This is a genomic window from Gilliamella sp. Nev6-6, from assembly GCF_001690605.1.
Lineage (GTDB): Bacteria > Pseudomonadota > Gammaproteobacteria > Enterobacterales > Orbaceae > Gilliamella > Gilliamella apicola_C.
In genome coordinates this window covers 1-17,907 of record NZ_LZHP01000100.1, presented here as the reverse complement: position 1 = coordinate 17,907, position 17,907 = coordinate 1, and the positions used below count along the sequence as shown (strand labels likewise).

Sequence of the window (17,907 nt, the reverse complement as noted above, 5' to 3'; positions counted from 1 at the left end):
TCAAACAGAAATTTATGATATAGTTTCATAAAATAGAAATACTGCTATAAGCTAGCATAAATCATAAAATTATTTGCAAATCAATATCTACAAGGCATAATACAAACAATCTATTAGAATTTGATTATTACAGAGCAATAAATCATAAGGAGCTATAATGAAAAAGATCGCCATAATGGCAATGTTAATCTCTTGCACATTAATATTGCAAGGCTGCGTTGCTGCTGTTATAGGAATTGGTGCAGGGGCTACGGCAAAAGTTGCCTCTGATCCTCGCACTACTGGTACCCAAGTTGATGATACAACGCTCAGTTCACGTATGGGGATAAAAATTAAAGACCATGGACCTTTGTTTATTGGTTCGCGTATTGTTTCGAGTGCTTATGGTGGTAATATCCTTTTGGTTGGACAAGCAAATAGTCAACAAGTTGAACAAGCAGAAAAGCTTGCTTATCAAGTTGACGGAGTAAAAAAAGTTTATAACCAAATTCGTATTGGGGAGCCCGTTGGGGCAGTAACTATTACTAATGATACTTGGATAACAACTCAAGTTAAATCTCGGTTAGTTTTAGATGCTAAAACAAAAGCTCGCAAAATTAAAGTGGTAACCGAAAATAGCGAAGTGTTTTTAATTGGAATGGTTACCCCAGAAGAAGGTAAAGCAGCAGCTGAAATTGCAAGTAAAGTCAGTGGTGTAAAAAAAGTCATTACACTTTACACTTATACTGAAAATTAACGGTAACTATATAAAAGACAGGGGGCGCATTAGCCCCTTTTTTATGCAACCGATTTTATGCGCTCAATTAATTTAGCAAGCCCTTGCAAACGTGATTGGCTTAGCTCATCAGAAATTTTTAACTGACTTAATAGGGATCGAAAATCGATAGCTGCAATTTCTTGTGCTGTTTTGTGATTGGCAATGATGATTAAAATGGCCAACAAGCCTTTGACGATCCTTCCCTCACTATCACCTTGAAAAATATACTTATTATCTTGTTGTTTTTGATAAGTTAGCCATACACGGTTTTCGCATCCGTGGACTTGGTTCTGCTCAGTTTTTTCATTTTCAGGGAAATCAGGTAATTGCTTTGCTAGCATTACTAATTGTCGATAACGATCTTGCCAAGTACGTTGCTTTGCAAATAATTCGGTTAAGCTTTGCTGTGATAGCATAATATTGACCTATTTACGGTTAACTGCTTGTAAAAAAGTTTCAGGAAACTATACGTTTCAGTATAAAATCACACTAATATTTCAATTGCATTTTGCAACTCTGAAATAAATTTATCCACATCTTGCTGATTATTATATGGCATCAATGAAACACGAACCGCTCCGTGGCATCCTAATTTATTCATCAAAGGCTGGGCACAAAGCTCACCAGTGCGGATCGCAATATTTTGTTCACTTAATAAGATAGCAATATCATTATGATGAATCTCATTGATATTAAACGTAATAATCGGGCTACTATCCACACTATAAAATTGAATATCCGCAAATTGGTTTAGTTGTGATTTTGCGTAGTCAGCGAGTCGCTTTGTGTAGTTTTCTGCTTGCTGCTTATTATCCCAACTTTTTAACCATTCAAGTGTTGCGTTAAAGCCAAGAATGCCAGCAATATTGGGTGTGCCTGCTTCAAATTTATAGGGAAGATCTTCAGGAATAAAATCATCAAATGAAGCGCTTTTTAGCATTTTTCCGCCACCATGCCAAACCGACATTTGTTCAAGTAAGGACTTTTTACCATATAAAACACCAAGACCCGTTGGTCCATACAATTTATGGGCTGAAAAAGCATAAAAATCGATATTTAATTGCTGGACATCAAGCGCATGATGAACAATGCCTTGCGCACCATCAACAACTAAAACCGCATTATGTTGATGAACAATGTGGCTAATTGTAGCTAAATCAGGGCAAAAACCCGTTACATTCGACATTTGCGTTATTGCAACAATTCTTGTTTTAGCAGACATTAATAAAGATAGCTCATTAACATCTGACGACCATTGAATGACTTTAGCGCCTGTTTGCTCCGCAACAATCAACCAAGGCAATAAATTGCTATGATGCTCCAACTCGCTCACAATAATTTCATCGCCAGATTGTAGTAACGGACGAGCGTAACTTTGCGCAATTAAATTAAATGACTCAGTCGCACCACGAGTCCAAATAATTTCAGTGCTACTTTGAGCGTGAATTAAATTAGCAACATTTTGTCTTGCTTTATCAATCGTTGCGGTGACTTGCAGTGCGGTATTATACAAACTACGCTGGGCTGTTGCGGTATTTTCTAAATAGTAGGCAAGCGTTGCATCAACCATCACTTGTGGTTTAAGTGCGGTTGCTGCCGAATCAAGATAGACACTTTCACTATTAAGCGCAGGAAAATCCGCCCTAAATTGCTCAGGCACAAAATGCTTATTGGGTAAGTTCAAGTCCGGCAATACCATTCCAGTAACCATTACAATCTCGTTTATGTTCAATTTGTAGCGGATTTAATCCATCTTCATTAGCTTTGAACCGTTTGACAATATCGAGCGTTTCAAGACCAAGTGGTGAAATTCTAACAATATCCACTAATCCTTTCATCTCTTTAAGATTATTGCCTAAGTTATAACAATAACCACTTTGAGTCTGAATACCGTTTAACACAAATACTTTTTGCTGTTCTTGCGAGAACACTTCACGCCCAGCGGGATAATTAATGCAACATGTTTCACATTTATCTTTAGGCTTGTCTTCTGATCTAGCGGTAAAACAACGCGCTGAATAAGCTAAAGGTAAATAACCATAACTGAATATTTCAACTTCAAAATTTCGCTTAATATTTAAATTTTCAAATTGATTAAGTACATTGGTTAACCAGTCACGAGAAAGCTCAACTGGCATACACCAACGCACCATCCCTTGTTTTTGTAATAATTTTAAAGTTAATGCGTTATAACAGTTAATAGCAGGGCCTGCAACAAATGGTAATTTATGCTCTTGCGCAATATTAATGGCAGCTAAATCATTTGCTTCGACTAAAAAATCGCCGTTATTAACTAATTGTCGTAAATCGTTTAATTCTGATGGCGCTTCAAGTAATGCTAGGGTTGAAAGCACTACTTGTTTACCCGATTTAGCAATTTCTTTTGCCAGTTCAATCCAATTGGCAACTTTCATTTCACGGCGTTTGGTACATACTGTTTCGCCCATATAAATAATATCCGCTTGACTCTCTCTAGCGGCGTAATAGAACGCTTCTGTTGTGGTTTTAGGCCAATAATAAAGCACTGGTCCTAATGCGTATTTCATAGTTTTGCTCACAATATTGTTTATATTAAATGAATTAAATTATTAAAGATAATACCTTATCACCTGTATTTATTTACAAAAAACAGAAGATATAAAAAGCGAAATATTACATTTAAAATGTATATTTTTTAATTATTTGTTTTAATAAAAAAATTAAATTATTGCCATTTACGGTGATAAGCGCCTAATGTTGTCTGTGTTCCCTCTGAAACTGATCCAAGCGTATCCATCCAGCTTTTTTCTGTTTGGAATGATTGCGGATTGGCTTTATAGCGATCGATGGCTTGTCGCCATACTTTGGTTACTTGTTCAACATAAGCAGGGCTACGCTGACGCCCCTCAATTTTAACCGAGGCAATATTAGCAGCAAATAGTTCAGGTAATAGCTCAATGGTATTTAAGCTGGTTGGCTCCTCGATTGGATGATAAAGCTTATCGCCAACAAAATAACGCCCTTTGCATAGCGTTGGGTAACCCGCATTTTCACCTTTTTTATGGCAATCAATTAACACATTATTGAGTCGTGACTCAAGCCCTTTTTCGGTCTCTTCCCAGCGAACAAATTTAGCTGGCGAACAAGCCCCAACTGTATTGGGTGATTCACCAGTTAAATAGGATGATAAATAACAACGTCCTTCCGCCATAATGCACAGGCTGCCGAAAGCAAATACTTCTAGCGGAACAGGAGAAACTTGTGATAGTTGTTTAACTTGATGCATCGAAAGTACACGCGGTAACACAATACGATGTACCTGAAAGTTGTTATAGTAAAACTTAATCGATTCTTCATTGGTTGAAGACGCTTGCACAGAAACATGACGCTCAAGATCAGGGTACTTTCCAGCCGCATAATCAAGCATGGCAAGATCAGCAATAATTAACGCATCAGCACCAATATTTGCAGCTGTATCGACAGCATGTTGCCAACGTTGGAAATTTTCAGGATGAGCAAAAGTATTAATGGCAATATGTAACTTTTTACCGCGTTTATGTACATAATCTGAAGCTTCTAACAACCGTTTTTCATTAAAATTTAAACCAGCAAAATGGCGGGCATTGGTATCATCTTTCAAACCAATATAAACGGCATCAGCACCATGATCGATTGCTACTTTAAGAGCGGGCAACGATCCAGCTGGACAAAGAAGTTCCATAATTATTCCTAACTTAATTTCGGTAATTTATACGCTGTGTATTATGCAATAATTTCGAGAGTAATGCGAATAGAAAGCGGTTATTCTGCTTAATAAATGGGTAAGGCTTTGTTTATCGCCTTTATCAGCGATATATTTTGGCGCCGAATAAGGTATGGCGTCAGCATTTGGGTGTAATCTAGAAAAATAAAATCAGTATTTTTCCTGACCTGTTTTTTAAGTGAAAAAATATCTTATTTTTAGCCATCTAACGCCATACGTGGCGTTGTAAAATATTGGGCACAAATCTCCTAAATCGGGCAATATCATCAATGGCTTATTTTTTATGCGAAAACCAAACACTCGAAACAAAGCCATTTTAAAACAACAAAATAAATAAAAAATAGAGAGAAAACATTACCTGCTGATTTTTACAATAAAAATTGAGCTTGTTTTATTAAAAATTTTTACGATTTTTTATCAAGATCAATTAAATCTATTTTTGTCATCAATGCAGGTATAGTCTGGTAATAAGGTTGTAAAACCTTTATACTATACTCCAATTTTTAGTAAGGCTAATTGCTTTGCTAAATCAACCCGTTCTTTAACATCATCAATTGGAAGAAAATTATGCATCCGATGCTGAATATCGCTATCCGTGCTGCTCGTAAAGCAGGGAATGTTGCCATTAAGGCTTATGAAAACCCAAGTTCAATCGAGATTGAAGCCAAAGGCACTAATGATTTTGCTACTAATGCTGATCGTGCAGCTGAAGCTTTGATTATTGAGACAATCAAAAAAGCTTACCCTGATCATACTATTATTGCTGAAGAAAGTGGTTTGGCGAAAGGGAATGATGCTGATACACAGTGGATAATCGATCCAATTGATGGTACGACTAATTTTATCAAAAATATTCCGCATTTTGCTGTGTCAATCGCTGCCCGAGTTAAAGGTAAAACCGAAATTGCTGTGGTTTATAACCCAATGAGTAATGAGCTGTTTACCGCCGCTCGTGGTAAAGGTGCTCAGCTTAATGGTTATCGTATTCGTGTTAGTAATGCCAAGGGTTTGGAGGGAAGTGTGCTTGCTACTGCGCTCCCATTTAAAGCGAAACAATACAGCGATAGTTATTTTACTGTTTTACAAAAATTGTTTGTTAAATGCGGTGATTTTCGCCGTGCTGGCTCGGCTGCGTTAGATCTTGCTTATGTTGCTGCTGGTCGTTTAGATGGTTTTTTTGAAATTGGCCTAAAACCGTGGGATATCGCAGCTGGTGAGCTTATTTTGCGCGAAGCTGGTGGGGTTGTTACTGATTTTGCTGGCGGTAATAACTATATGGTTTCTGGTAATATTGTGGCGGGTAACCCTCGTGTTGTTAAAGATTTATTGGTTTCTACCCAAAACGAATGGCCAGAAAATCTTCGTAATTAACCTTCCTTTTTTTCCTAAGGCAGGGTTAATCTTACCCTGCTGTTTTATGCTTATTTTCGTGAACCCTTTTTTATTTTGGGTATATACTAATTGCCAACAACATAAATAATAAGTGGGGGATGCTTTGAATGAAAACTGTCCAATACAATTTTATTGTCGAAGAAATGAGCTGTGCATCTTGCGTTGGGCGCGTTGAGAAGGCAATCAAGAAAGTAGATGGAGTGATTGATGTTAGTGTTAACCTTGCTACCGAAATAGCAATGGTTAATGCTAATGCTTCTGTTAAGCTGGAAGCATTAATGTCGGCAGTGGATAAAGCTGGTTATCATGCGGTTGAAATTACCGAATCAACGGATAATCAAAGAAAATCTAAAAGGCAATCATCTATATATCCAATTATTGTTGCTATTATTTTTGCCATTCCTTTTGTCTTCCCTATGTTATTAGCTTTGTTTGGTTTGAATTTGATGATGCCTGCTTGGTTGCAATTGGTTATTGCATCTATAGTGCAATTTGGTTTGGGGGCAAAATTTTATCGAAGTGCTTTTAATGCGGTTAAAGCGTTGTCAGGCAATATGGATTTACTGGTTGCTATCGGCACGAGTGCGGCGTATGGGCTTTCAGTTTATCAATTTATAACGGGAAATACTGAACATCTTTATTTTGAGTCTTCAGTGGTGATTATCACCTTAATTTTGGTGGGAAAATGGCTAGAGTCAAGCGCTAAACATCAGACCACACAAGCGATTGAAGCACTTTGTGCTTTAAGGCCGGATATCGCCTTAGTTAGGCGAGGTGATCAGGAAGTAAGTTTACCAATAAGCCAAGTTAAAGTTGGTGATATTGTTATTGTTAAACCTGGTGATCGTATCGCGGTTGATGGCATTGTGATAGAAGGTCAATCAAGTAGCGATGAGTCGATGTTAACTGGTGAGAGTTTGCCTGTCAATAAAATGGTTAACGATGTGGTTACTGGTGGCACGATTAACGGTGAAGGATTATTGATTGTTAAAGCGACCGCCATTCAGGCCGACTCAACACTATCGAAGATTATCGGAATGGTTGAATCAGCTCAGGAAAAAAAAGCGCCGATTCAACGCATTGTTGATCGCATTAGTGCGATTTTTGTACCGATGATTTTATTAATTGCACTTGTTACGTTATTGGTGTGGGGAATAATATCGCATGATTGGCAACAAGCATTACTTTATTGTATTGCGGTGTTAGTGATTGCTTGCCCATGTGCTTTAGGGTTGGCAACGCCAACAGCCATTATGGTTGGTACTGGAGTAGCTGCTCGTCATGGTATTTTATTTAAAGATGCCGAAGCATTAGAAACACTGCACAGTATTAATACGGTCGCATTTGATAAAACAGGTACTTTAACCATGGGCAAACCTGAATTAGTCGAAATGGATATTATAAGTAGCGAGACGCCTGAGCAAATTTTGTCGATTGCTGCGTCATTACAAGCGGGTAGTGAGCATCCACTTGCTAAGGCGATTTTAAGTAAAGCAGGGCAGTTTCGTTATGCGCAAAATATGACTTCAGTAACAGGTTCAGGTGTAATGGCTACCCTTGATAATACCGAATATTATTTAGGAAGTTTGCGTTGGATGAAGTCATTAAACGCTTATGTTATGAATATGGATGATAAAATTAGCGAATTAACTAACAAAGGTTATACCGTTTCATTTTTAGCTAAACAACAGTTAGAAGGCAATGTGGTGATTTTGGCGATATTAGGCTTTGCTGATATGATTAAAGATGAAGCAAAAAGTGCAATTGATGCGCTTCATCAACTACATGTTAATACGGTAATGTTAACTGGTGATAATCAGAAAGCAGCAAATTATGTCGGTGATCAGTTAGCTATTGATCGAGTTATTGCTGAAGTATTGCCTCAAGACAAAGCAAATTATATCTATCAATTACAGAAAGAAAGCTATACACAAGCCAATAATCAAGTGGCTATGGTCGGGGATGGTATTAATGATGCGCCCGCTTTAGCTGCTGCCGATATCGGTATTGCTATGGGAACGGGCACCGATGTGGCAATGCATGCAGCAAGTATTACGTTGATGCGAGGCAATTTATTTTTAATCGCTGATGCGATTGATATTTCGCGTCGAACTTATAATAAAATCAGGCAGAATTTATTCTGGGCGTTTGTCTATAATTTGATTGGTATTCCATTAGCGGCGCTAGGTTATTTAAACCCAATGATTGCTGGCGCAGCGATGGCGTTAAGTAGTGTGAGTGTGGTTACCAATGCATTGTTACTCAAACGTTGGAAGGCCAAGAGCGGAAAATAAATCGTATAAAGTTGGTGGTAGCATAAGGAGGCTAATGGCCTCCTTTATTATTCGTTATCATTAATCAATTCAATAAATTCGTATAAATGTTGTTAAAATATTTTAGCTTATGTCTATGTTTAAGCATCAATACCGCAATAGGCTATTTGGCTTTTGTCAGTTGCTTACTCAGCTTTTTTAGGGTGATATTTATCTAACATCATATTGCTGAATTTATTGTTTGGATCTAACTGTGCTTTGAGCTTAAAAAAACGTGCTGCTTGTGGGTAGGCACGCTGAAACTGTTCAGCCGTGGCATGCAACTGATAAGGTAAATAATAGCTACCATTGTTTGCTAGTGCGGCGTCTATTAGTTCCCGAGTCCAGATGCCTACTTGTTTTTTGCTGTTTTCATCAGTTGCTTGCTGATAATAAATAACAAAAGCGAACACTTCAGTTTTAGCCCATGCTAGTAGCGAGCCACTATCTGGCTTAGCATGACGAATCGAAATATTGATGACATTAGCTTGATGTTTTTTCAAAATAGCAATGAGTTCTGGATAAAAATCATCAAATCGTTCTATTGGGATAAAATATTCTTCTAGTGCGTAACTTTTGTCTTTATTTGCAATAGGCTCTAAATTAGATACATCGTAACTTGCTTCATAGTTACGCCACATGACAGGTTGTTTTGTGTAATCAACTTCATCATATAATTTACGCAACTGTTTGCCCAAAGTTGATGAGGTGACGATTTTTATTTTTTGTTCCTGAGTCCGTGAGTATTGTGTATTAGGTTTTAACCTGTCTAAAATAGTTAATGGCTCTTGGGTTTGTTTAAATGTAACGGCGCGAACTGTTTCAAAATCAGGTGGATACATTACCGAGTTATGGAATATTGCACTTTTATCAGAACGAATATGTTGAGTAAAATACGAGTAATATTTTGTTATTGGCATGACTTCACTGAGGCGCTTAACTTTAACATTATCAACAAGTTGTAATGTGACTTCAGTAATAATTCCTAAACCGCCATAACCACCAATTGCGCCATAAAATATATTTGAGTTTTCTTTTGGGCTAGCGATGACTATTGAGCCGTCAGCCAGTACAATTTTGAATTTTTCTACTGATAGTATTATAGGGCCTTCCCCAATATAGCGACCATGCACATTAACACTGAGTGATCCACCAATGCTAAAATTGGCATAACTTTGCATAATTTTCACTGATAAGTTGTAAGGATCAATCAATTCTTGCACTTGGCGCCAGTTGGCACCTGATTCAATGGTTAAAAGTTTTTGTTCAGGATTAAAATCAATCACATGGTTAAGTTTTTTGGTATCTATCTGGATTGCCCCTGTTATTGCAGTTTGTCCACCCATGCTGTATTTGCCACCAGCTATACTGATTGGTCCAGAGGCGTTTTTAACCAGCTCAGCAACTTGTTGGGTGGATTCAGGCTGAACAATAGCCGCGACTTGTACTGGTGTCATGCCTGTCACATCATTGACAACAACAGCTTGCGTTTTTAATGGTAGTAACAGGCAAAGACAGCAGCTTAATAAATGTAATTTTTTCATCATAATTTAATATCTAATTGATATATAATCAAATAATTGATTCTATCTGATTACAAAGAATTCATCAACAAAGGTAAGGTCTAATGTTGTCAAATAGTGATAATAACCAAGATACATTTCATCTTTATAAATTTTTAAGCACATTTGAAAAACAGGTTCAGTATAATCTCCCGTTAAAATTACACTTAGACTTTCTTGAAAAGTTAGTGTTTTGATATCTTGCTTCGTATTAAGCTCTAATTCGGTGTAGTTATTATTAAGAATGTGCGTTAAGCTTGTCATGGCCAGTTTTTTTAACTTACTATGGATTAATTCAATATCTGTAGATTTTAGATAATCAGATAGAAGCATCATGATGATAAATCCTAATATTTTCTGATAATCATATTAACCTTAATTGCTGTTATTTAACTAAGCTATATTGGCTTTAACAAATATGATTATTTTAGCTAATCTTTTAAATATATTATTGTTTTGCGTATCAAACTTTATCGATAAAACCTATAAGCCATTATTGATGAGTTTGAAACCGATTTGTGCGCCTTTTCCTTGTTCTGTGACAAAAGCGCCCACCGCACAGATAAGCTGTTCATTATAGTAAACCATTGGGATTCGTGTTCGCATCCACGGTGGAATATGATGTTCTTGCCATAGTTTTTTTATCGCTCTTGAGCCTTTTCTATTAACAATCTGTAGTTGCCCTTGAGCATGAAATCGAACGGTCACTTGCTCATCTGCATGGGGTAAACGGCAAGGTAAAGGGGGTTGATAATTCACCTGTAATTGCCCCACATTATCAGGGAGTGTTAACGGCAACGTTAAATCCCAATTAAGCATTTGCGATTCAATGTTTTGGTATAATGGCAATAGATAAAGCTGGTTTTGATAACGACGGATTTGTTTGTTATGTAATATAAATTGGGGATTGGCATCTTCTTTAGCTAAAGCAACGGTTTGCCAAATTAAGGCGAGTTGCTGTTGGCTTGGCATGTTGATTTGTTGCGATCGAAACCACATGCGTAAAATGGCATTACGTTTATATTCTGAATAGCCAAATAATGGTGTTAAACACAATTGCCCTTGCTCGGTTGTGGCTTGTTTAAAATCAGCCAATAATAATTCATTAATTAATGCTTCTTGTTGCTGGCATAATTCAGCGCTGCGAGCCACCATTTGCGAAAAATGTGGCCAACGTTGGTTAAGGTGTGGTAATACCTTTAAGCGTAAAAAATTGCGGTCGTAGTGATCATCTTGGTTACTTTCATCTTCTATCCAGTTAAGCTGATGATGTTTAGCATAAGCTTCAATTTGTGCGCGTGTAATGGTTAGTAGTGGTCGAAGATGGTTTCCGTTTTCAATCGGCATTGCAGATAAGCCAGTTGGGCCACTGCCACGTTTTAGCGCTAAAAAAAAGGTTTCGCACTGATCATCAAGATGTTGTGCGGTGCACAAGGTTTCATCATGATGTAAATGGTGATAAATGGCTTGGTAGCGTGCATTTCTGGCTTGTTCTTCAATATTGCCTGCTTGTTGATCAAGTTTGACTTTTTCAATAATTAATGGCACTTGCCAAATTTGGCATTGTTGTTGACAATGTGCCGCCCAGTTATCAGCGTTTGCACTTAAACCATGATGAATATAAATTGCTCTAAGTTGTAGATGTGGTAACTGTTGCTTTAAATTGACTAATGCTTGCATTAATACGGTCGAATCGACGCCACCACTAAAGGCAACGAGTAGCGATTGTCGGCCATTTAGGTGTGGTAAAATAGTTTGTTCAACCATGCTGTCGATTTGTGTTTGGCTTTGATGGCTCATCTGCTATCCATTTCTACTAATTTATGCTTATTTATACCAAGCTTTGTAACGCATTCACTTTATTTTTATGTCGTTCGATTCTATCTAGGCCTGCGGCAAGATCAGCAATTAAGTCATCAGGATCCTCAAGACCAATATGTAATCGGATTAATGTACCTTTAAAATCAATCCCCGATACTGGACGTATTTTGGCAAGATCTTCAGGTTGATTAGCTAAAATTAATGATTCAAATCCGCCCCATGAATAAGCCATGGAAAAGTGGGTCATGTTATCTAAAAAATCAGATAATTGGACATCGCTTAAATGTTCTTGAAGGACAAATGAAAATAGACCACTGGCACCACTAAAATCGCGTTTAAAAAATTCATGCCCTTTGCAACTTTCTAATGCTGGATGATTGACGGTTGCCACTTTAGGATGATTGGCTAACCAATTTGCCACTTTTAAGCTGCTTTCGTGATGTTGCTTGAGCCTAATTGCTAGGGTTCGTAATCCACGCGTTGCCATATAGGCTGTATCGGCATCACACATCTGTCCCATTAAATAAGATCGTTCACGTAACTTATCCCAACAACGTTGGTTGGTAACCGCGGTACCTAACATGGCGTCTGAGTGACCAATTAAATATTTAGTGCCAGCTTGAATTGAGATATCAATGCCGTGCGCTAACGCTTTGAATAACACGCCGGCTCCCCAAGTGTTGTCCATCATAATGACGATTTCAGGATTCACACTGCGAATGGCTTTAACGATTGCTGGCACATCTTGGACTTCCATCGTAATTGAGCTTGGTGATTCTAAAAATACAACTTTAGTATTGGGTTTGATATATTTGATAATATCACTCCCCACTAGTGGCGAAAAGTAATCGGTTTCTACTCCAAAATCTTTTAATATATGTTCACAAAATTCTTGAGTAGGTTCATAACTGGCTTCAGATACAAGGATATGATCGCCATTTTTCACAAAAGCTAAAATGGCATTAGCAATTGCTGCGGCCCCACAAGGATAAAGGTAGCAACCTGCACCGCCTTCAATTTCGGTCATGGCTTCTTGTAGGGCAAAATGGGTTAATGTGCCACGGCGCCCATAGAATAGAGCCCCTTTTGCTCGATTTTCTGTGGCTTCTTTTTTGGCTTCTATTGAGTTAAAAACCAGCGATGAAGCTCGCTGAATAACAGAATTTACCGCTCCTTGGGTGTAGCGAGTTTTTCGACCAGCATGAACTAATTTTGTTTGTAAAGACATGACGCATCCTTAGTGATCTGATAAATTTCGATAACAGTTAGCATAGCATGCTGTTAAAATAGTAAAAAATAATTTTTGTTTAAACTGGCTTATCCAACATGTTAATTGCCCAACTTGCCCATTTAGATACAGCAGAAGTGAATTATTCACTACTGTCACCACAAGTCATTAATGATGCTCAATTATTAAATGGTGCACGGAAAAAACAGTTTTTAGTTTGTCGATCAATTTTAGCGAATTTACTTAAACAATATTGTCAAATTGCTAATTTGCCGATGATGATCATTGGCGATAATCGCCGTCCCTGCTTTTTAGCGCCGCATCTTCCTGATTTTAACATCAGCCATAGCCAAGATTGGGTCGCGGTTGCGATATCGTTAAATGGCAAGGTAGGGCTTGATATCGAAGTTGCTCGGCCGCGTCACAATTATGTAAATGTCGCCAAAAATTTTTTTGCTGATGAAGAATATCAATGGATGCTAAAACAAAGCGATACATTAACCGCCTTTTGGCAACTTTGGACATTAAAGGAATCTGCGCTGAAATTATATGCTAAAGGCGTTTGGCAAATAAGATCGGTAAAAGTAGATATTGAAAACCAGTTAATTAACGCCCCATTTGGACAGGACTTTTATTATCAGTATCAACAAATTGGCGATATTCATCTTTCTGTTAATTGCGATGTGCCGATTAGGCAATTGGTGGTGCAATCGTAAAGGCTAGAATGTTGCCACGAGGTTAGTATGGCAAATAGATATCATCATTGTTATACCTTAAATTTTATTTGATGGGCTATCCCAAAATGGACAAATATCACTTCTATGATATAAATAACAATCATAGAACAACTCATTATAGTCAAAACACTTAGTAGAGCTTAAACAATAGGTGGGGGATTATGCCTTATCTCATGCCCCTCTTTCATTAACTGAAAATCGCTAACCATTTTGGTGCACGTATAGTCGCATTAAGCTTAGTGCACGATATCAGGAATATAGGGCTATGATGTGTCAGAAAGAACGATAAATCGACATGGTAAAAAAATCAGTCAGAAAACCCATTGATTTTATTGAAGTTTTTATTTTTACCTATTTTAGACTCCAATATTACGCCAGAATTTGAAAAATATTTCAAGTTAGATAACGATAGTGGGTTTTTAATCTGCATCTTCAAAGTAATCGCCATCAATTTGTTTCATTTCATAAACCTGTCTCGTTGAAACACCCACATTGTAATCAATCATTAATTCAGCCAATCTAGCACCATTAATTAAAATGATTTTTACATCTAAATGTTTAACGTAATTGATTGCCTCACAGCTAAAATCAGAAGTCGTGATAAATACGCCTTTTTTGGCTCTTTCGCCTTGTAGCGCACCAGCAAACTTTTGTATATCAGGTCGGCCAACGGTTGCTTCCCACCTTTTAGCCTGTAGATAGATCATATCTAACCCTAGTTTATCTTCTTGGATGATGCCATCAATCCCGCCGTCTTTGGTTAAACGTGTTGCCTTTCCTGTATCATGGCGAGAGCCACCGTAACCCAATGCTAACATAACATCAACAACTAAACGTTCAAAGAACGCTGGTGAACAAGCTTTAATGCAATTAAGTAATTCTGCGGCTAATGTTTCTCGTATTTTTTGATAAGAAGAATCCATTAATTCTGTTGGTGTATTTTCATCCGTATTGACTTCAGTTTGTTTGGTTTGATTTTCTGATGAGTGCGATAGCTGTTTAAATGATAAAAATTCAGGAATATTTAATAACTCTTGATTGGTTAACTTAGTGGGATTAGTTTGTAACAACCTTGAGCCTTGCTCACTTATTTGCCAAATACCTCGCTGGGTATTATTAATCAACCCTGCTTTTTTAAGATACGTTTTCGCCCAGCCAATTCGATTTTCAATAATAGGTTGATTGCTATTGGGTAGTTCCTGACTCATCTCATCAGCGGTTAATTTAAATAACCGACTTAAGTGATTATAGGTTTCTCTCGCTGTGTGAGGTTTTCCATCAGATAACCATTTTAAAAGTGGTAACATCAATGTTTGATAATCAGGAATGGCCATTTACTCTCCTTAATAATAAGATATTCAAATAATACCTAAATTGAGCCAAAATAAATTGTTTCAAAGATTGTTGAATACGCATATTCAGCATTATTTTTACCTATCCATCATAGAATTTTCTCTTAATATGGTAAATAGTGTGAGTAAATCCGACAATTAATAACCCTAACTTATTTATCTTTTTAGATTAAATAAATGTCTTGTAAGATTTTTCTATTGCTGTTATCCAATTGATATTCTTGTGCGAGCCAATTATCAATCGTGCTATAACGTTGTTTGATTGCGTTAATGGCGGCGTTTAAGTACTCTTTTTTAGCCGCAAAAATCACTTTATGGTTTTCAAACTCTTCAGGCGTTACTTTATGTTTGTATTTACTTAATAGATTTTCTCGATAATCTGATAAAAGCTCTTCAGTCAATAAGTAATCTTGCATGATAGTTTCTTCACTCACACCTAAAGCAAATAACGTTAGCGCAACGCCAACACCCGTGCGATCTTTACCTACGGCACAATGTTGTACTAATGGTTTTCCTTGTGCGTTAAGTAATGTTGATGCAAGTTTTTGATAGGCAAGATTATTAAAAGGAAGTAGCTGATAAAGTTTAATCATAAAATCAAATGGTGAGCTTTTTTTAAGCGTTATTGGATTATTTCCTATTTCACTTGTTAAACTTGCTGTGACGGTATCGTTTAAAGGGTTAGCGGGTACATTAATGTAATGAGTATTTTGCCATAATTTATCGGGATTCCGCACAATTTCGTCATTATCGCGATAGTCCAAAATATAATGCAGATTTAATTCATCACATAAAAAATTTTGCTCTTCTGGTGTAATAAGTGAGAAGGCACCTGAACGGTATAACATGCCAGAGCGAATTTGGCGACCGTCGATTGTTTTAATACCGCCTAAATCGCGAAAATTAATTCCATTTTTTATTGGTACAATACAATTCATGACTAATCCTTATTTATGCTTAACTTTACTTGCTATATTAACATGTTTCTGATTAGAATTAATCCATTGTTTCTGATTCATAAATGATTAAGGTACTTACTATGTCAATGTTATCGATTTTGCTTTCTAATCAAGAGGCTCCAACCCAGTGGGGAAAAGACGCACTGCTGAGCTTCTCAGATAAAACTATTACTATTCACTATAAAGCTGAACGTCGTTTGGATATGATTCAACGTGCAGGGCGAAAGTTAGATAGCCAAGAAATCAATTCGGTTAAGTTAGTTGGCGAAGATTGGGATCTTGAAGCTTGTTGGCATTTTTGGTTAGGTTATCGTAATGCCAAAAAAAGCGCTGAAGTAATTGGACCAAAACTTGATACTAAAGACGAACAAGAATTGGGACATCGCTTAGCGATTATTGATTGGTGTCGGGATATTGTTAATGAGCAAGCCGAGACATTAAGCCCTGTTGAGTTAGCGGCAAGATCTGCTAATTTAATTAGCACTTACTCGTCTGATGTGGCTCATAAAATTATTTCAGGCGAAGCTTTAAAAGAACACAATTATATGGGGATCTATACGGTAGGTAAGGGATCAGATAGACCTGCCGCTTTTCTTGAACTTGATTATAATCCGACTAAAAACCCTAAAGCGCCAATTGTTGCTTGTTTAGTGGGTAAAGGCATTACCTTTGATTCTGGTGGCTATAGCTTAAAACCAAGTAGCTTTATGGAATCAATGCGCGCTGATATGGGGGGCGCTGCGCTAGTAACGGGCGCTTTAGCATTGGCAATTGCAAGAGGGTTAAATCAGCGTATCAAGCTTTATTTGTGTTGTGCCGATAATTTAGTGAGCGGTAATGCATTTAAATTAGGCGATATTATTCATTACCGTAACGGTAAAACGGTAGAAGTTAATAACACCGATGCTGAAGGACGCCTTGTGTTAGCTGATGGTTTAATTCGTGCCGATAATGATAAACCACATTATATTATTGACTGCGCAACCCTTACAGGTGCGGCAAAAATTGCGGTGGGTAATGATTATCAATCATTACTTACATTTGATGATAACTTTGCTAACCAATTGTTAGCTAGTAGCAATATTGAAAATGAAGCATTCTGGCGATTACCATTAACAGAATTTCACCGTTCTCAATTCCCATCATCGTTTGCCGATATGGCAAACTCAGGATTGCCTAATACTGCAGGAGCCAGTACCGCTGCGGCCTTTTTATCACATTTCATTGAAAATTATCAGAAAAATTGGCTACATATCGATTGTTCAGCAACATTCCGTAAAAGCGCCACCGCCTTATGGGCAGCAGGGGCAACAGGAGTTGGGATTAGGACGGTTGCTAATTTGCTTAGTCACCTTAAATAATCCCTAAATTTATCAGAAAGTTAAAAAAGCCACTGTAAAAGTGGCTTTCCAGATTGATGACAAAGAACTCGCTTTTTGGCGAGTTCTTTGATCTAATAGAGAGGAGTCCACTATAAGAGAAGTTCTTCTATGCTAAAAAAACCAACTCCAGCGACACCAGAAAAAATAGAGCAAATCTCACTAGATGCGCTTGTCCCCCAAAATCATCTTGTTCGTAAAATAGCTAAAGTCATTGATTTTGAATTTATTCGAGAAGCGGTAGCACCACTTTATTGCCCGAATAACGGTCGTCCGGCAGAAGATCCGGTCAGACTGTTTAAAATCATGCTATTGGGGTATCTTTTCGGTATCCCCAGTGAACGTCGTCTGGTTCAGGAAATTCAGGTCAATTTAGCTTACCGCTGGTTTCTGGGAATGGGATTAACCGAAAAAGTGATTGACGCCTCAACACTTAGTCAAAATCGTCGCCGTCGGTTTAATGACAGTGAAATCTATCAACAGATTTTTGATAATATTGTTGAGCAGGCCATTGCCAAAGGGTTGATAAGTGGTCGGGTATTATATACGGACAGTACTCACCTAAAAGCAAATGCCAATAAAGGCAAAGCACGTAATGAGCAGCGTATTGTTGAGCCCAGTCAATATATTGATGCGCTTAATCAAGCCATCAACGCAGAAAGAGAA

Annotated in this window: 16 protein-coding genes; 6 read left to right on the top strand and 10 right to left on the bottom strand. The window is 37.4% G+C overall.

Going from position 1 to position 17,907, the window contains the following annotated elements:
* Positions 1–157 precede the first annotated feature (157 nt).
* Positions 158–736: a division/outer membrane stress-associated lipid-binding lipoprotein gene (gene dolP, locus A9G42_RS12355; RefSeq protein WP_065583251.1), complete on the top strand. Its 579-nt coding sequence runs from the start codon at positions 158–160 to the stop codon at positions 734–736.
* Between the two features lie 41 nt (positions 737–777).
* Here the strand turns inward: dolP and csdE are convergent, their stop codons facing one another.
* From csdE to ubiU, 4 genes are all read right to left on the bottom strand, one after another.
* Positions 778–1,173, bottom strand: coding sequence for a cysteine desulfurase sulfur acceptor subunit CsdE (csdE, locus tag A9G42_RS12350; protein ID WP_065653569.1), 396 nt, complete (start codon positions 1,171–1,173; stop codon positions 778–780).
* 68 nt (positions 1,174–1,241) lie between these two features.
* The gene (gene csdA, locus A9G42_RS12345; protein WP_255305750.1) at positions 1,242–2,468 is read right to left on the bottom strand and encodes a cysteine desulfurase CsdA; all 1,227 of its coding nucleotides are present in this window, start codon (positions 2,466–2,468) and stop codon (positions 1,242–1,244) included.
* Positions 2,425–3,303 (bottom strand): U32 family peptidase, encoded by an 879-nt coding sequence (locus A9G42_RS12340; RefSeq protein WP_065583254.1) that lies wholly within the window; start codon positions 3,301–3,303, stop codon positions 2,425–2,427. The genes csdA and A9G42_RS12340 overlap by 44 nt, the downstream gene beginning before the upstream one ends.
* Positions 3,304–3,461: 158 nt before the next feature.
* Positions 3,462–4,457 carry a ubiquinone anaerobic biosynthesis protein UbiU gene (ubiU, locus tag A9G42_RS12335; protein WP_065583255.1) on the bottom strand — a complete coding sequence of 332 codons (996 nt, stop codon included), beginning with the start codon at positions 4,455–4,457 and terminating at the stop codon, positions 3,462–3,464.
* 609 nt (positions 4,458–5,066) lie between these two features.
* On the opposite strand from ubiU, the gene suhB reads away from it, so the two are divergent.
* Together suhB and A9G42_RS12325 are read left to right on the top strand one after the other, a co-directional pair.
* Positions 5,067–5,870, top strand: a complete 804-nt coding sequence (gene suhB, locus A9G42_RS12330; protein WP_065583256.1) for an inositol-1-monophosphatase — start codon at positions 5,067–5,069, stop codon at positions 5,868–5,870.
* Between the two features lie 128 nt (positions 5,871–5,998).
* Positions 5,999–8,185 carry a heavy metal translocating P-type ATPase gene (locus A9G42_RS12325; protein WP_065583257.1) on the top strand — a complete coding sequence of 729 codons (2,187 nt, stop codon included), beginning with the start codon at positions 5,999–6,001 and terminating at the stop codon, positions 8,183–8,185.
* 164 nt (positions 8,186–8,349) lie between these two features.
* On the opposite strand, the gene A9G42_RS12320 is transcribed toward A9G42_RS12325, so the two are convergent.
* The 4 genes from A9G42_RS12320 to metC form a co-directional block, all read right to left on the bottom strand.
* Positions 8,350–9,750, bottom strand: coding sequence for an FAD-binding oxidoreductase (locus tag A9G42_RS12320; protein WP_141675265.1), 1,401 nt, complete (start codon positions 9,748–9,750; stop codon positions 8,350–8,352).
* A gap of 39 nt (positions 9,751–9,789) precedes the next feature.
* Positions 9,790–10,101, bottom strand: coding sequence for a hypothetical protein (locus A9G42_RS12315; RefSeq protein WP_065583258.1), 312 nt, complete (start codon positions 10,099–10,101; stop codon positions 9,790–9,792).
* 147 nt (positions 10,102–10,248) lie between these two features.
* Positions 10,249–11,565: a tRNA lysidine(34) synthetase TilS gene (tilS, locus tag A9G42_RS12310; protein ID WP_176700495.1), complete on the bottom strand. Its 1,317-nt coding sequence runs from the start codon at positions 11,563–11,565 to the stop codon at positions 10,249–10,251.
* Positions 11,566–11,596: 31 nt separating this feature from the next.
* Entirely contained in the window at positions 11,597–12,814 is a 1,218-nt protein-coding gene (metC, locus tag A9G42_RS12305) for a cystathionine beta-lyase (protein ID WP_065583259.1), read from the bottom strand.
* Positions 12,815–12,912: 98 nt separating this feature from the next.
* Here metC and A9G42_RS12300 point away from each other — a divergent pair, with 98 nt between their 5' ends.
* Positions 12,913–13,530: a 4'-phosphopantetheinyl transferase family protein gene (locus tag A9G42_RS12300; protein ID WP_065583260.1), complete on the top strand. Its 618-nt coding sequence runs from the start codon at positions 12,913–12,915 to the stop codon at positions 13,528–13,530.
* 440 nt (positions 13,531–13,970) lie between these two features.
* Here the strand turns inward: A9G42_RS12300 and A9G42_RS12295 are convergent, their stop codons facing one another.
* Together A9G42_RS12295 and A9G42_RS12290 are read right to left on the bottom strand one after the other, a co-directional pair.
* The gene (locus tag A9G42_RS12295; RefSeq protein WP_065583261.1) at positions 13,971–14,885 is read right to left on the bottom strand and encodes a restriction endonuclease; all 915 of its coding nucleotides are present in this window, start codon (positions 14,883–14,885) and stop codon (positions 13,971–13,973) included.
* A gap of 182 nt (positions 14,886–15,067) precedes the next feature.
* Positions 15,068–15,841, bottom strand: coding sequence for a tyrosine-protein phosphatase (locus A9G42_RS12290; RefSeq protein WP_065588522.1), 774 nt, complete (start codon positions 15,839–15,841; stop codon positions 15,068–15,070).
* A 101-nt stretch (positions 15,842–15,942) separates the two neighbouring features.
* Here A9G42_RS12290 and pepB point away from each other — a divergent pair, with 101 nt between their 5' ends.
* Both pepB and A9G42_RS12280 read left to right on the top strand, forming a co-directional pair.
* Positions 15,943–17,223, top strand: a complete 1,281-nt coding sequence (gene pepB / locus A9G42_RS12285; protein ID WP_218837645.1) for an aminopeptidase PepB — start codon at positions 15,943–15,945, stop codon at positions 17,221–17,223.
* Between the two features lie 129 nt (positions 17,224–17,352).
* Positions 17,353–17,907 (top strand): transposase (locus tag A9G42_RS12280; protein ID WP_143426170.1); only part of this gene is annotated, 555 nt, incomplete at its 3' end.

Bases quoted from the DNA above. Each gene is read 5' to 3' on its own strand.
- tilS (WP_176700495.1), bottom strand. From the start codon at position 11,565: ATGAGCCATCAAAGCCAAACACAAATCGACAGCATGGTTGAACAAACT.
- suhB (WP_065583256.1), top strand. From the start codon at position 5,067: ATGCATCCGATGCTGAATATCGCTATCCGTGCTGCTCGTAAAGCAGGG.
- A9G42_RS12315 (WP_065583258.1), bottom strand. From the start codon at position 10,101: ATGATGCTTCTATCTGATTATCTAAAATCTACAGATATTGAATTAATC.
- A9G42_RS12295 (WP_065583261.1), bottom strand. From the start codon at position 14,885: ATGGCCATTCCTGATTATCAAACATTGATGTTACCACTTTTAAAATGG.
- ubiU (WP_065583255.1), bottom strand. From the start codon at position 4,457: ATGGAACTTCTTTGTCCAGCTGGATCGTTGCCCGCTCTTAAAGTAGCA.
- A9G42_RS12300 (WP_065583260.1), top strand. From the start codon at position 12,913: ATGTTAATTGCCCAACTTGCCCATTTAGATACAGCAGAAGTGAATTAT.
- csdA (WP_255305750.1), bottom strand. From the start codon at position 2,468: ATGGTTACTGGAATGGTATTGCCGGACTTGAACTTACCCAATAAGCAT.
- A9G42_RS12340 (WP_065583254.1), bottom strand. From the start codon at position 3,303: ATGAAATACGCATTAGGACCAGTGCTTTATTATTGGCCTAAAACCACA.
- A9G42_RS12290 (WP_065588522.1), bottom strand. From the start codon at position 15,841: ATGAATTGTATTGTACCAATAAAAAATGGAATTAATTTTCGCGATTTA.
- metC (WP_065583259.1), bottom strand. From the start codon at position 12,814: ATGTCTTTACAAACAAAATTAGTTCATGCTGGTCGAAAAACTCGCTAC.
- csdE (WP_065653569.1), bottom strand. From the start codon at position 1,173: ATGCTATCACAGCAAAGCTTAACCGAATTATTTGCAAAGCAACGTACT.
- pepB (WP_218837645.1), top strand. From the start codon at position 15,943: ATGTCAATGTTATCGATTTTGCTTTCTAATCAAGAGGCTCCAACCCAG.
- dolP (WP_065583251.1), top strand. From the start codon at position 158: ATGAAAAAGATCGCCATAATGGCAATGTTAATCTCTTGCACATTAATA.
- A9G42_RS12325 (WP_065583257.1), top strand. From the start codon at position 5,999: ATGAAAACTGTCCAATACAATTTTATTGTCGAAGAAATGAGCTGTGCA.
- A9G42_RS12320 (WP_141675265.1), bottom strand. From the start codon at position 9,750: ATGATGAAAAAATTACATTTATTAAGCTGCTGTCTTTGCCTGTTACTA.